This is a genomic window from Pseudoalteromonas sp. S554, from assembly GCF_005930865.1.
Lineage (GTDB): Bacteria > Pseudomonadota > Gammaproteobacteria > Enterobacterales > Alteromonadaceae > Pseudoalteromonas > Pseudoalteromonas marina.
In genome coordinates this window covers 173,714-188,372 of record NZ_PNDV01000001.1, presented here as the reverse complement: position 1 = coordinate 188,372, position 14,659 = coordinate 173,714, and the positions used below count along the sequence as shown (strand labels likewise).

16 protein-coding genes are annotated in these 14,659 nt (G+C 40.7%); 8 read left to right on the top strand and 8 right to left on the bottom strand.

Features of this window, described 5'->3' with window-relative positions; translation table 11 throughout:
• Window positions 1-31: 31 nt before the first annotated feature.
• Complete coding sequence (gene cdd / locus CWB65_RS00835; protein WP_138739624.1) at window positions 32-958, bottom strand: cytidine deaminase; 927 nt, start codon at window positions 956-958, stop codon at window positions 32-34.
• 431 nt (window positions 959-1,389) lie between these two features.
• A complete protein-coding gene (gene ppc, locus CWB65_RS00830; RefSeq protein WP_138739623.1) occupies window positions 1,390-4,035 on the bottom strand; it encodes a phosphoenolpyruvate carboxylase in 2,646 nt (881 codons plus the stop codon).
• A 120-nt stretch (window positions 4,036-4,155) separates the two neighbouring features.
• On the opposite strand from ppc, the gene CWB65_RS00825 reads away from it, so the two are divergent.
• The 6 genes from CWB65_RS00825 (at window position 4,156) to CWB65_RS00800 (ending at window position 8,576) form a co-directional block, all read left to right on the top strand.
• Window positions 4,156-4,554, top strand: coding sequence for a thiol-disulfide oxidoreductase DCC family protein (locus CWB65_RS00825; RefSeq protein ID WP_138739622.1), 399 nt, complete (start codon window positions 4,156-4,158; stop codon window positions 4,552-4,554).
• On the top strand, window positions 4,551-5,279 hold the full coding sequence (locus CWB65_RS00820; protein ID WP_008126211.1) for an SDR family NAD(P)-dependent oxidoreductase: 729 nt from the start codon (window positions 4,551-4,553) through the stop codon (window positions 5,277-5,279). The genes CWB65_RS00825 and CWB65_RS00820 overlap by 4 nt, the downstream gene beginning before the upstream one ends.
• A 9-nt stretch (window positions 5,280-5,288) precedes the next feature.
• Window positions 5,289-5,897 carry a flavin reductase family protein gene (locus CWB65_RS00815; RefSeq protein WP_006791655.1) on the top strand — a complete coding sequence of 203 codons (609 nt, stop codon included), beginning with the start codon at window positions 5,289-5,291 and terminating at the stop codon, window positions 5,895-5,897.
• Between the two features lie 153 nt (window positions 5,898-6,050).
• Window positions 6,051-7,271 (top strand): M24 family metallopeptidase, encoded by a 1,221-nt coding sequence (locus CWB65_RS00810; RefSeq protein WP_138739621.1) that lies wholly within the window; start codon window positions 6,051-6,053, stop codon window positions 7,269-7,271.
• Between the two features lie 108 nt (window positions 7,272-7,379).
• Window positions 7,380-8,039, top strand: a complete 660-nt coding sequence (locus CWB65_RS00805; protein WP_138739620.1) for a DsbA family oxidoreductase — start codon at window positions 7,380-7,382, stop codon at window positions 8,037-8,039.
• A 189-nt stretch (window positions 8,040-8,228) separates the two neighbouring features.
• On the top strand, window positions 8,229-8,576 hold the full coding sequence (locus tag CWB65_RS00800) for an energy transducer TonB (protein WP_138739619.1): 348 nt from the start codon (window positions 8,229-8,231) through the stop codon (window positions 8,574-8,576).
• A gap of 67 nt (window positions 8,577-8,643) precedes the next feature.
• Here CWB65_RS00800 and CWB65_RS00795 read toward each other — a convergent pair whose 3' ends face one another.
• The 6 genes from CWB65_RS00795 to CWB65_RS00770 form a co-directional block, all read right to left on the bottom strand.
• Window positions 8,644-8,922: a peptidylprolyl isomerase gene (locus CWB65_RS00795; protein WP_004588770.1), complete on the bottom strand. Its 279-nt coding sequence runs from the start codon at window positions 8,920-8,922 to the stop codon at window positions 8,644-8,646.
• A 69-nt stretch (window positions 8,923-8,991) separates the two neighbouring features.
• On the bottom strand, window positions 8,992-9,414 hold the full coding sequence (locus CWB65_RS00790; RefSeq protein WP_138739618.1) for a thiol-disulfide oxidoreductase DCC family protein: 423 nt from the start codon (window positions 9,412-9,414) through the stop codon (window positions 8,992-8,994).
• Window positions 9,415-9,431: 17 nt separating this feature from the next.
• Entirely contained in the window at window positions 9,432-9,956 is a 525-nt protein-coding gene (locus CWB65_RS00785) for a response regulator transcription factor (protein WP_138739617.1), read from the bottom strand.
• Window positions 9,956-11,191, bottom strand: coding sequence for an ATP-binding protein (locus CWB65_RS00780; protein WP_171047552.1), 1,236 nt, complete (start codon window positions 11,189-11,191; stop codon window positions 9,956-9,958). The genes CWB65_RS00785 and CWB65_RS00780 overlap by 1 nt, the downstream gene beginning before the upstream one ends.
• Window positions 11,192-11,245: 54 nt before the next feature.
• Window positions 11,246-11,653: a nuclear transport factor 2 family protein gene (locus CWB65_RS00775; protein WP_008126189.1), complete on the bottom strand. Its 408-nt coding sequence runs from the start codon at window positions 11,651-11,653 to the stop codon at window positions 11,246-11,248.
• An 8-nt stretch (window positions 11,654-11,661) separates the two neighbouring features.
• Window positions 11,662-12,966: a metal-dependent hydrolase family protein gene (locus CWB65_RS00770; protein ID WP_138739615.1), complete on the bottom strand. Its 1,305-nt coding sequence runs from the start codon at window positions 12,964-12,966 to the stop codon at window positions 11,662-11,664.
• A gap of 153 nt (window positions 12,967-13,119) precedes the next feature.
• Between CWB65_RS00770 and CWB65_RS00765 the strand changes: the two genes are divergently transcribed.
• Window positions 13,120-14,193, top strand: coding sequence for a ketoacyl-ACP synthase III (locus CWB65_RS00765; protein ID WP_006791646.1), 1,074 nt, complete (start codon window positions 13,120-13,122; stop codon window positions 14,191-14,193).
• Between the two features lie 68 nt (window positions 14,194-14,261).
• Window positions 14,262-14,648: an SMU1112c/YaeR family gloxylase I-like metalloprotein gene (gene gloA2 / locus CWB65_RS00760; protein ID WP_138739614.1), complete on the top strand. Its 387-nt coding sequence runs from the start codon at window positions 14,262-14,264 to the stop codon at window positions 14,646-14,648.
• Window positions 14,649-14,659 lie beyond the last annotated feature (11 nt).

Below are 14,659 nucleotides of genomic sequence, written 5' to 3'. Positions count from 1 at the left end.
AGCACAGCTTATTAGCTGTGCTTTTTTGACTCTACTTAAGCGCTGCACTAATTACTTTTAGCTCTGGCAAATCAGTAAATCCCGATAGTACCGCCTTCGAAACACCCGCTTGATTTTCGTGCCCTTTAGTTTCTAAAAGTGTGATGCCTTTCACCGTCTTTTTATCAAAACTAAGGCCAGCTAAAAAGAACTGACTCAACGCGCTTTGCAGAGGCGATAAACTTGGGCTATAGGCTGCGTTTTCTGCATAACTGCCGTAAAAATCCCCATTATTAAATGTACTTACCTTGACCGCACTAAAATTTTGGCTGTACGGTACATACGCATTTAACGCAAAGCCAGCAAAAGCCTCTTCGATCTGTTCGTCATCAAAAACCGCAAGCTGAGGCTTTGGGTTAAACAAGCTAAATTCGTTACCCAAATCGGTTGGTCCAAACGAGTGAGGTAATAGCTCTGCCAATTTAAAATGTTGACTTGGAAGTAAAATATCAAACTCTTTCGCATCGGCTAATTCATTCATAAATTGGCGACAGTAGCCACACGGAGCGTCGCTTATAGCAATTTTAAGAATTTTTTTAGCACCATTTAACCAAGCGTTATTAATGGCAGACTGTTCTGCATGAACAACTAAACTCAATGCTTGGTGATCAAACTCTACATTAGCGCCAAAATAAAAATTAACTTGTTGCTGATCATCTAGAGCTTTGACAATAGCACCCACATGAAAATGTGATACTGGAGCCACTGAAAACTCAGACGCTAAGGGCACTAAACCTTGTAACAGTGAATCGACAGAAACATTAAACTCTTTGCAAAGCTGTTCAATGTTGTTTGTGTTTAATATGCCGCGCTGCGACTTTAATTGGCTACGTAAGGACGCTGTTTGCGCTACGTTTAACGTGATATGAGAATTTGTAAGGGCTGTATCTTCTTGTACAGTAAAAGTTGCTGAAGCCATAATGTATTTTAATTATTCAATGGCTAAGTAGTTTAAAAGTTTAAGACCCAAATTGCTAGGGCCTGTTGACCTTTCAGGCTTAAAACTTCTTCAAACTAGAGACGATTTAATCGTGGCGCGAGGTTTGTAACCATGTGGGCTAAGTAAACCGAGCAAAGCTTCCTCGCCCTGCTCATGCTCCTTACCTACATTCATGTAGGCAACAAAGAGTTAATCGCACCTAGAACGAACCTTCGGGCAGCGCGTGTTTGGTATTCATGCTGCGTTATCGCCTATTTATCGGGAATAAACACACTACATAGGCGCTGCCTTGCCTAAGCACCAAATACACTGCTGAAAATTTAACCGCGAAAGGTAAATAGACCTTAGGTTATTAAACACAAAAAAAGGGAACACGGCGTGTTCCCTTGCTAAATAACAAACGTTAACGATTAACCGGTATTACGCATACCTGCAGCAATACCTGTCATAGTGATCATTAATGCATTATCGATGTCACCTTCGTTATGCTCCTCGTTAGAGCGGGCACGGCGAAGCAATTCAACCTGCAAGACATTGAGCGGATCGGTGTACGGGTTTCGTAAACTAATCGACTCTTTTATCCAAGGCTGAGCTGCAAGTAAGCTTTTTTGCGGACTTAGCGACTGCACAAGCTCAATGGCTTCCTCAAGCTCTTTTCGCAACGTTACACCTAACGGCTTGTACATATCTTCCACCAGCGCATTATCATAGTGCTCACTTAACCAGCTATCGGCTTTACTAAATACCATTTCAAGCATTTCTAAACGAGCTCTAAAAAATGGCCAATTGAGGCTCATTTCGTTTAGTGTTTCTAAGCCATATTGATCTAGCGCCTTTTTTAAGCCTGTTAACGCACCTAACCAAGCGGGCAACATTAACCGGTTTTGACTCCATGCAAAAATCCATGGAATGGCACGTAAACTTTCAACGCCCCCATTAGGGTTGCGTTTTGCAGGGCGAGAGCCAAGCGGAAGTTTAGAGAGCTCTAATTCTGGCGTTGCCATTCTAAAGTAAGGAACAAAGTTTTCGTCGTGGCGAACAACATTGCGGTAATGCTCACACGACTGCTCACTAATAAGCTTCATAACTTCGCGCCATTGTGGTTTAGGCTCTGGCGGTGGTAATAAGTTACTCTGCAGTACTGCCCCTGCATATATATTTAAGCTTTGTAGTGCTACATCTGGCAAACCAAATTTAAAGCGTATCATTTCGCCTTGCTCTGTTACCCGTAAACCACCTTTAAGTGAGCCTGGCGGTTGCGAATGGAGTGCTTGTGCAGCCGGTGCACCACCTCGGCCAACAGTCCCTCCTCTGCCGTGAAATAACACAAGTTCAATGCCGCGCTCGTCTGCAAGCTGCACGAGTTTATCCATTGCTTCATATTGGGCCCAACCTGCTGCCATCATACCGGCATCTTTAGCCGAGTCTGAATAACCAATCATTACATTTTGCGTATTTTGAATATGGCCGCGGTACCACACATTATCGAGTAGCGTCGTGATCACGTCGCTACCATTATTCAAATCGTCTAATGTTTCAAATAATGGGGCAACTGGCAATTCAAAACTACAGCCGCTTTCTTTAAGAAGTAACTGTACAGCTAAAATATCGGATGCAGTGCGTGCCATTGAAATAATATACAAACCAAATGTTTTTTCATCTTGCTTTGCAATTACATCGAAGGTGTCGAGCACTTCTTGTACATCAGGGCTTGGTTGCCAATGCTTAGGAATAAGCGGACGACGCGAATTAAGCTCCGCTAGTAAAAATGCTTGCTTGTCTTGCTCTTGCCACTGGTTGTAGTCCCCTAACCCTAAATAACGCGTAAGTTCAGAAAAAACATCGCTGTGGCGTGATGAATCTTGACGTACATCCAGTTTTGCCAAACGTAGGCCAAAACTGTTTAAACGATGCATTAAATCAAGTAGTAAGCCATCGGCAACGACTTTCATGTTACATTTTAATAGAGAACGATAGCACACCTCAATTGGGTGCTTAAGCTGGTTAATATCAGTAACAAGATCTTGTGCGTCAGTGCGTTTGTGCTTAATTTTTGCACCTAGATGCGCCACTGTTTCAGACACTTCGCCTTTAAGCTTTTTAAGCACAGTGCGGTAGGGTTCAAAGTCTTGGCCTGCCAACTCAATGAGTTCGTCGCTGGCGTCAGACATAGATAGCTCAGCGCATAACGTATCAATATCTCGGCTATATAAATCAAGTGCCATCCAGCGACCATGGTCAAGAACTTGCGAAGTAACCTGTGCAGTAACGAATGGGTTACCGTCTCGGTCTCCACCCATCCAAGAAGTGAATTCAATTGGACTGAAGTCAATGGGTAGCTCTAGACTTAACTGCTCTTTAGCATGCTCCGAAAACTCACGTAAAAAACGCGGTACAGCATGCCAAAGGCTATTTTCAATAACTGCATACCCCCATTTAGCCTCATCAACAGGCGTTGGGCGCGAACGACGAATGTCGTCTGTATGCCACGCTTGGCTTATTAACTGAGCAATTCTATTTAAAATAGCTTCGCGCTCATGCTCCAAGTTATCTTTTCGTTCAAGCGATGCTAAACAATCGCTCAACTCAACGTGCTTGTTAATAATTGTACGGCGTGTAACCTCTGTGGGGTGGGCCGTTAGTACTAAATTAATGTGGAGTTTTGAGAGTGTGTCAGCAAGGTGGTTAGAGTCTAACTGACCTTCTTGTGCTTTAGCGGCTAACGTTTTTAATGTTTGAGTGAGAGGGTTTTGCTGGCCAAGACCAGCGTCATTAAAACGCGATACAGTATGAAACTGCTCTGCCACATTGGCTAAATTTAAAAAATGATTAAATGAACGGGCAACCGGTAAAAGCTCTTCATCACTAAGGGCATGTAATACTTCAATTAACGCCTTGCGATCGTCTTCATTACCACTACGAGAGGATTTTGATAAAGCGCGAATTTCTTCTACTTTATCTAAAATTGCTTGGCCTTGGGCATCTTTTATAGTTTGACCTAATAATTGTCCAAGTAGACCTACATTACCTCGCAGGGCGGCATATTGTTCACTCATTTCTCAGTCTCCTTTGTTTCATGGAGGACTATTAATATCATTAAGAGCGCATATTTAATAGATCCATTTGCAATGTCATGTCGTAAAAAAGTATAGATAAAATAATCACAAAGCACTGGTATGATCATTTTTTACGACGGTAACTGCCCACTTTGCAGCACTGAAATGCAACAGTTAAAACAAGCAGATAAACATAGCTTAATTACCCTTGAGGATTTAAATGCTGCTGATTTTAGCGAGCGCTACAGGCATATAAACAAAAACCAAGCACTTACATACCTACAAGCGCAACTAAAAAATGGCGAGTTAATTTATGGGCTAGACGTAACGTATCAAGCGTGGAAAACAGTTGGAAAACACCGCTGGTTGAAAATTTTTCGCTTGCCTGTTATTCGTATTTTTGCAGATTGGGGCTATATTTTTTTTGCAAAACATAGGCACTCTATAAGCAGGTTTTTAATGCCAAATACCCAGTGTAACAACGGCCAGTGCGCCATAAAATCAAAAGGAAAAAAATGAAGACAATTATTCTTTTTGGCGCTAGTAGCGCGATTGCTAAAGCCTACGTGAAGCACCTTCAAAACCAAACAATTGAATTTAACATTGTATGTGTCAGTTCAAGTAACCATGTTCCACAACACAGTAACAACATTACTTTTTACAATACTGATTACTCTACTGACAGCTTATTTGGCCTTACTCAACATTTAAAAGATGAGCAAGCCGACATACACCAAGTAATAATGTTTAACGGTAAGTTACATAACTCCGAGCACATGCCAGAAAAAAAGCTTGAAGACATCAACGCTGATTATTTTAATTTGTTACTAAACGCAAATACGCTCACCCCATTGCTCTGCTTACAAAGCGTTTTGCCTTTAATCAATCATAAAACGCACTGCACTATAACTGCCTTAAGTGCACGAGTAGGTAGTATTAACGACAACAAAATGGGAGGCTGGTACAGTTATCGGGCATCTAAATCAGCCCTTAACATGTTATTTAAAACTGCTGCAGTAGAGCTTGCTCGTCGTGCAAAGAACACCAAGCTTGTGCTATTTCATCCTGGTACAACTGACACTGACCTGTCTAAGCCTTTTCAAAAAAATGTACCCGAAGGCAAATTGTTTACACCTGAATTTGTAGCACACCAACTTTTTGACTTAACAAATAACAACCCTGATTTAGAACTAAATGGCGAGCCAGCTTATTTAGATTGGCAAGGCTCAACTATACCGTGGTAAGGATTTAAAATGCATTTTACTAAAGCGCGTATCGACGCACTTGAAAAACGTACTCGTACACATTTAATAAACTCGTTATCTGGGTTTAAAAGTGCAAACCTAATAGGCACACAAGACCTACTAGGCAACACTAATTTATCGATTGTTAGTTCGGTTATTCATTTGGGTGCTCACCCTCCCCTCGTAGGTATGATAATGCGCCCACACAGTGTACCGCGCCATACGTTTGAAAATATATTACAAACAGGTGTTTACACTATCAATCAGGTAAATAAGTCTATTTATAAACAAGCGCATCAAACCTCAGCACGCTACGACAAAGACGAATCCGAATTTGAGGAAACAGGGTTAACACCTGAGTACTTAAATGAGTTTTCGGCCCCTTTTGTCAAAGAGAGTCGCTTAAAATACTCAGTAAAATTTGTTGAAAGTAAACATCTTGAAATTAACGGAACTGAACTAGTGATTGGTGAAATTGTCGATGTGTATTTAGACGAAACCGCTCTGCAAAGCGATGGATTTCTAGATTTACAAGCCATTGATACTGTTGCGGTTACAGGCCTTGACAGCTACCACACAGCAAATAAATTAACGCGCCTTCCCTACGCAAAAAAATAACTTTTAGGGGTGCATGTCACCCCTTTGTCATGACAAACGCACAACCCAACTTAACCCCAACGCACTAAAAACCTCAATCGATGTTGCTGATCGCAGAACATTGAATTTTAAAAATGCATTGCGCACAATAGCGAAAATTCCAAGGAGAATCCCATGAGCACAATCGGTATTGGCACGCAAACTCCAGAGCAAGCATTGGCCAGCTTAAGTAATATGACCCAATCGTTAACACCTATTCAGACTGACGAACACATTGAACGTATAGCAAAAGCACAAGCTTATATGACAGCTAATAACATTGATGCAATTTACCTAAATGCAGGGACCAACCTAACCTACTTTACGGGTATGAAGTGGTATGCGAGTGAGCGTATGGTTGGCGCAATTTTACCTGCGATTGGTGAAGTACAGTACATAGCACCTTATTTTGAAATTGGTACTCTAGATGGCTTTAAAGTGGTTGAAGGGCCCATACACGGCTGGCAAGAGCACGAAAACCCTTATGCGCTATTTGTTAGAGTATTAAAGCAACTAAACATTAGTGACGACGCCACCATCGGCATCGATGAAAGCGCACAGTTCTTTATATTCGATGGTATTAACAAAGCGCAAAAAGGCTTGAATATTATCAATGCACAAAGTGTTACTGCACATTGCCGTATGCACAAATCGGTTAACGAATTAGCACTTATGCAGTGCGCAATGGACATGACCTTAGCCGTTCACCAAGCCACTGCGAGTATGCTTTACGAAGGTATTACCACCACAGAAGTAGAAGCCTTTATAAAAAAAGCGCATCAAAAAGTAGGTGCTCCGGGCAACTATTTTTGTATTGTACTGTTTGGCGTAGCAACGTCGTTTCCACATGGTGTTAAAGATGCGCAAGTGCTTAAAAAAGGCGATATGGTATTAATAGATACCGGTTGTAAAGTACACGATTACCTTTCAGATATAACCCGCACCTATGTATTTGGTGAACCAACACCGCGCCAGCGCATGTTTTGGGATCACGAAAAAGCAGCGCAACTGGCCGCATTTAACACCGCAAACATTGGTACTACATGCGAAGATGTTGACGCAGGTGCTCGTAACTATTTAGCGGCTCAAGGGCTGGGCCCGCAGTACCAAACACCGGGTTGCCCGCATCGAACTGGCCATGGTATTGGTTTAGATATTCACGAATGGCCATACTTAGTTGGCGGTGATAAAACCCCACTTGCCCCAGGCATGTGCTTTAGTAACGAGCCAATGCTAGTGATACCCGATGAATTTGGGGTGCGTTTAGAGGATCATTTTTATATGACCGACAACGGTCCGCATTGGTTTACAGAGCCTAGCCACAGTATCGACGACCCATTTGGGCTTAACGCTTAATTCCTTCAAGAGCAGCTGTTTAGCTGCTCTTTTTATTTTATTCGTTGATAAAGTCCAGTTCATCCCAATATCGTTTGTTATACCAAAGCAATCCGCAAAAGGATGAATATGAAAAATTTTAAAATTGATATCGTGTCAGACGTAATGTGCCCATGGTGTGTAGTAGGCTATAAAAATCTTGAGACAGCACTTGGCCAACTTAAAGACGAAATGAGTGCAGATATTACATGGCATCCTTTTGAGCTAAATCCAGATATGCCAGTTGAAGGTCAAGACTTAAACGAGCATTTAATGCAAAAGTACAACCTAACTGAAGAACAAGGCGATGAAAATCGTAAAAACATCTTCGAAGCAGGAAAGCGTGCTGGATTTACGTTTAACTTTGATGGCAAACGTATCATGATCAACAGCTTTGATTTGCATCGTTTATTAATGTGGGCACGTGAAGAAGGTAAGCAAACCGAGTTAAAACTCGCATTTTTTGAAGCGCACTTCACCGATTTAAAATACTTAAACCAAGAAGACGCTCTGCTTGATGTTGTCGAAAGTGTTGGCCTTGATAAAGAAGAAGCCCGAAATATTTTGCACTCAGACAAATACGTTCAAGCTGTACGCCAAGAGCAAAATAACTTTAAACAAATGGGTATTACCTCAGTCCCTACGTTTATCATAAACGATAAATACGCACTCACTGGCGGACAACCAAGCGACTCATTTATTCAAGCACTAAAACAAATTAGCGAAGAAGAAGCCAAGCAAGATGCTTGATGCAAAATTAAAACTTAAACGTTTATGACGACTTTAAACACCTGTTTATAATAAGTGTTTTTATTGACAACCTAATTAGTAAAGTACCAAAGCTTGAGAAAATAAATTTGTTCAGAGTGGGTACATGGGTTAAAGTAAACCTATTACAGGTACTTGTTTAATATAAATATAATTAAAAGGAAATTTAAAATGAAGTATTCACTAACAATAATTACATCTCTTTTTCTATTTGGTTGTTCAACGACACCGTTACAAGATCGTCCTTCTGCTGAAGTAGAAACGCGAAGCGCACCAAAATATCCTATGGCGGCAGTTAATAATAAAACAGAAGGCTTTGTTACCATGTCTTTTGATGTTAACGAATCTGGGAAACCGGTAAACATTGAAGTAATTAAATCAGAACCTTCAAATGTTTTTGATGAGCAAGCAAAAAGTGCGTTATCTAGATGGGAGTACCATCCAAAAGTTGTTGATGGCATTGCGCAGGTAGATACAGGTTTAGATGTGACTATAGAGTTCAAAAGATCAGATAAATAAAACAAAAAAAGGCTGCACATTGCAGCCTTATTTATATACCCAAAGATACATCTTTAATTAAAGTGAACTAAGTACGATAAAGCACTTTAATAACATGCCAGCCAAATTTAGTTTTAACTAGGTGTGGCTCTAAAATAGCGCCATTAAAGGCTATTTTGTCAAACTGTGGAACCATTTGCCCGCGTCTAAATTCACCTAAGTCACCGCCTTTTTTACCCGATGGGCACGACGAATATTTTTTAGCTAAGGTTTGAAATTTTGCACCTTTACCTAATTGCTTAATAATGTCTTCTGCTATTTCTTTGTGCTTAACCAATATGTGGAGTGCGTGCGCTGTACTTGCCATTTCAAAGCCCTGATAATTTAAAACGCGGCGATTTTAGCACAGCTACTGTTTGAGGGCATCTAATTGATTCTATAAATAGTGAAGTTCGTCACTTTTAGAAGGGATACGGCAATACTGATATTTTCCAAATAAGGTATAACGGTTTAGAGCAATTTTATCGTACAGCCAATTATTAAAGCTGTTTGGGAAAACACTAAAAATAGTGGCTAGTTTGTAAGGGTAACCAAGCTGCTTCACTACTTCAAAAAAAGCGTGACTTTGTGTGAACACTTTGCCGTTTTGTAAGTACACCATTGAAGCGTATTGGGTAGTTGAAAAACCAAAGTGAGTTAATAGCAGTTCACCTTTTGGGGATTGCACGCTGCATAGTTTAAAAATGGCATTGGTATCGTTACTAATTATAAAATTACACCACGCACTACATAATTTACACTGCGCATCGAATAATATAATTTTTCGATTACGCATTAGTGTGACTGCATTTTCACTCATTTATTTTCCTTAAGCGATTAGTGCTGGACCGGCTTTTTTTGTAACTTACGTTGCAATGTGCGTCTATGCATATTTAATTGCCTAGCTGTGACCGATATATTGCCATTATTACTGTGTAGCACTTGCTGAATATGCTCCCATTCTAAGCGTTCAGGCGACATAACAGCATCATCAATACTCGTTTGAAGCTCACTTGTTTCGTTATTAAGTGCTTTTAATAATGTTGCCATATCAATAGGTTTAGTTAAATAATCGTTTGCCCCTAAGCGCATTGCTTCAACCGCAGTGGCAATGCTAGCAAACCCAGTTAATAAGACTATATGTGTATTTTCTAATAAGTTGCGCAGTGGCTTTATAAGCATTAAGCCATTGTCGTCCCCAAGTTTCATGTCTAATAAAATAGAGTCGGGTACTATTTGGCGCGCACGAAGTAGCGCATCACTTTGGTTATGCGCAACATCACAGGTGAAGCCTTGCTTAGTTAAACGCCTAGCAAGCGTACTGGCTAAATTTATATCATCTTCAATTATTAGTAACTTCATTATGCTGTTTGCTCGTTATTAATAATGGCTAACTTAACCTTTGCTACGGCACCGCCTTCTTTATGGTTAAATAAGGTTAGCGAGCCATTTAGTCGCTCAAACGTGACGTTAGATAACAACACGGCCAAACCCATGCCTTGTTCGCTAGGCATTACCTGCCCCCCTAGTTCAGCTAGTTGTGAGGGCGTAAAACCATCGCCAAAATCACGGATTAATAAGTCTATACATTGATCTTGCTGGTTAAGCTCCCAGCTTAACTCAAGCTCTGTTTTACCTTGTTTTTGATTAGCCGTAGCTGCATTTTGCAATAAATTTAATATAGCAGGCAATAACATCGCATCACTTAAAAGAATCGCATTAATGGAAGGTGAAAACCATTTTATATGTTGACCGGGGTATTGTAATAAAAAGGTATCGTTAATGGCTGTTTGTAATTGAGCTATGGTTATTTGATCTTTAGCATTTTTAACCCGTATTTGCTCCGATAGCGCTCTAAAAATATTGAGCTGATCGCGACATTGTTCAAGTGGGGTTTGCATCTGTTTAACTATAGTATTGTTTGGTTGCTCCTCTAATAATTCTTCAAACAACAGTTGTAAGTTAGCTATCGGTGTTGCTAACTGATGAGTTATTTGTGCTGCAGCTCCATCAAGCGTTACTAGTTGCTCATTTCGTAGTTGTTTTTCTCGTGCTTTAGCAATGACGCGTTCGCGTTCTTTTAGTGCACGGCTCATAGCCCCTATCACAAGCGCTATTACACTGGTACTTAAAACAAAGTTAACCCACATGCCAACAAAGTGACCGCTCATGTTCATTTGATGCATACTGTGATCGGGCATGTTTATTAACAAAAAGCTGTATGCAGCAATGGCAAGCAAAGCAATATACGCTAAGCCTTTTTCACGTAGCGTTACCGCTGCTATCATAATGGGCAGTAATAATAACGACACAAATGCATTAGTTGCGCCGCCACTTAAAGAAAGCAAAACAGTTAAAAACAAAACGTCAGCAGTGAGTTGCATCAGCATAACCGAGGGTTTAGCGTGGCTAACGTGTCGGTAAGCAAATAGACTGACTAATTGAAACGCAGCTTCTAAAGCAATAACACCAAGTAAGGGCAGTAATGCCAATTGGTAATCAAGTAAAAAATAAACACTTAATACTGCAATTAATTGTACTGCAATGGCGCCGCTTCGTAGCATAAGTAAACGGCTGATAGTGGGATCAGTTTGCATTAACAAAACAATGATTTTCCAATTTAATATATAAAAATGAGTTGAGGTAAAACGTTACTCGTCGTCCATTGAAATTGTAAAAGCAGCGCACGGTGTGCCTTGATGAAACACCATTTGCCATTGCTGTGCGCTATTTTTACGCCATAACGACATGCGAAGTGAATAATTAAATTCGGCACGGGCTGAGCGCCTATACGCTGCTTGATAACTTATTTGCGCCACATCTATACTCAACATTCGGCCTTTAAAATGCTGATTATAAAACTGCGGCACCACTTCAGTAGGTAGGCGTGTGAGTACTTGGTATTTATTAAACGACGTGCCATTAGCAGCAATTTCGATAAACTCATCATCGAGTAAAGCGTCGAGTGCACGCTCTGATTGGCGAACTTCAGGCTCAAGTAATTGACGCTCAGCCTCAATTAAATGATTAAACAACGACGCTTTAATTTTGCTGCTCATGTGCTTCCCTATTGCTTGTAAATTTGCCCTGCTTTCATAACAAATTGCACGTTTTTAAGTACGTTTATGTCTTCAAGTGGTGAGCCGTTTACGCTGATAATATCTGCTTGTTTACCAACACTCAAGTCGCCTAACTGATGGCTTTGCCCTAACAATTTAGCAGCATACACTGTGGCTGACCTTATTGCATGCGCCTCACTCATTCCATTATCAACCATTAAACCAAACTCGTTTGCATTAAGACCATGACGCGATACACCCGAGTCGGTACCAAAGGCAATGTTTACCTTGTTTTTAAGCGCTAACTTAAACGATGCCTGCATTTTAGGCGTTACTTCTCGCACTTTATTGGCAATTGCCGCTGGCATATTAGGATTAGTAAGTACCTCTTCACTTACCGTGGCACCAGCAAGCAGTGTGGGAACTAAATAGGCCTGCGTTTTGTTGAATAAATCGACTGTTTTTTTATCTAAATAAGACCCGTGCTCTATTGAGTCAACCCCAGCTCTAAGTGCTGCTTTAATTCCTTCTGTTCCGTGGGCATGCGCTGTTACCTTTCGCCCTAAATGATGCGCTGTATCTACAATAGCTGACAGCTCATCATCAGTGAGTTGTTGATTCACTCCCGCTGCGGTATTACTCAACACACCACCCGTTGCAGTAATTTTAATTACATCAGCACCACTTTTAATAACTTCTCTCACAGCACGGCGGCAATCGTCAGCGCCATTACAAATGCCTAATGTCGTTTTAAAAACATCGGTTATGTCTTTTCTGTAGCCATGCATATCAGCATGACCGCCGCTTGGCGATATTGTATTACCCGCTGCAAAAATACGAGGTCCTGCAATGTCTTGTCGTTCAATTGCGCGTTTTAACGGAAAAATAACTTGATAGTCGCTGCCTAAATCACGCACCGACGTAAAGCCGGCAGCAAGCGTACGCTGTAAATATTTAATAGAACGAAGCGCATAATCGGCTTCATATTCTGTAGCCCAACGGTGTGGGTTTGCTTTAGCGTCACGTTCAAAAGTTACATGCACATGCATATCAATCAAACCTGGCATAACAAACTGGTTTTTTAAATTAACTATTTCAGCATCGGGTAAATTAAGTACTGACTTTGATACATAACCGTCTTTAATAGCCGTTATTTTGTCATTGGTAACAACTAAGGTTTGTTCTTTTTTTAATGCCTGCTCAGGTGCTACAAGTAAACTACCTGCGTAAATGATTTTAGATTGTGCTGCGTTTACATTATTAACGAACACTGCCAATACAATTGACGATAATGTTATGAGTGTTGTTTTCATACATGCTCCTTTTTTATACTAGCTTTACTCTAAAAAACCTTTAATAGCGAATATTTACGATACAAAGCATGCTATAAACTAGTCTTATAAGTCGAATTTTGGTATAACTTGCCGGTAATAAATTGAAGTTATACCACCTTAAGAGAACACACTATGCCATACGCACATATCACTGGTTGGGGCAAATGCATACCACCAGCAAGTATTAGCAACGATGAAATTAGCGAAATAGTTGATACCACCGACGAGTGGATAACCACGCGTACTGGCATCAAATCTCGCCGTGTAAGCCATGTAAGCACGGCAGAGCTGGCAACTGTTGCAGCAAAACACGCACTTGCTTGCGCAGGTATTGACGCAAAAGACATTGATCTTGTCATACTTGCAACCTGTACGCCTTCAACAGTTGTTGCAAATACGGCATCCCAAGTGCAAAAAAATATTGGCGCAACAGGCGCAGCCGCCATGGATACGAATGCTGCGTGTTCTGGCTTTTTATATGCATTACAAGCTGCTACTGCGCAAATTCAAGCAGGCATGATCAAAAAAGCGGTCGTTATTGCTGCTGAACGAATGACTTGGTATGTAAACTGGGCGCGCCGCGACAGTGCAGTACTATTTGGTGATGGCGCTGGTGCTGTTGTACTAGAAGCTGCAGAAACACCGGCAGGTTTACTTGGCACTAAAACAGGGTGCGATAGTGAAGACCGCGACATTCTTCATATTACTAACTTTGGTAGTGATTTGAACAAATATGAACCCATTGGCCCGTCTGATCTGCTATTTGAAGGCAGAGAGATATTCAAGCGTGCCGTAAAAGGTATGAGTGAAGCCTGTGACGACGTTCTCGAGCAAGCTAATTTAAGCCTAGACGACATAAACGTACTAGTACCACATCAGGCTAATTTACGCATAATTCAGGCAATCCAGCACCGTTTAAAAGTACCTGATGAAAAAGTAATGGTTAACATTGCAGATTATGGCAACACATCAGCTGCAACCATTGCTATTGCTCTATGTGAAGCAGTTGAACAAGGGTTAATAAAGCCTCATTCAAATATTATGTCTGCGGCTTTTGGCGCGGGTTTAACATGGGCTGCAAGCTACATAAAATGGGGCGAACGTGTAACTCCAATTAGCGTTAGCGACGCACAATTAGCACCTTGCACCCAAACAGGTTTAGAGCTTGTGGCGCCAGCTGTAAAAGCATGTAAAGACGCTGAATAAGCTTGCTTTAAAAACGTATAATTAAAACGCACTTTTTAGTGCGTTTTTTATTTAAGGAAGATAAATTTATGGAGCTTTTAGGTATTCATCATGCTGCAATTATTTGCAGTAATTATCCTCGCTCTAAACATTTTTATAGTGAAATTTTAAAACTCAACATTATTAACGAGCATTATAGGAAAAAGCGTAATTCGTATAAGTTAGACTTAGTAATGCCTGATGGTAGTCAAGTTGAGTTGTTTTCGTTTGAGGGTGCGCCCTCAAGGCCTAGTTACCCGGAAGCACAAGGCTTACGCCATTTAGCGTTTAAAGTCGACAATGTAACTAAAGCAAAAGAATATTTAGAAAGTAAAAGTGTGGCAGTTGAAGAGATTAGAATTGATGAAATTACAGGTAAAAAATTTACTTTTTTTGCCGACCCAGATGATTTACCGCTAGAGCTATATGAAGTTTAAGCTTCATATAG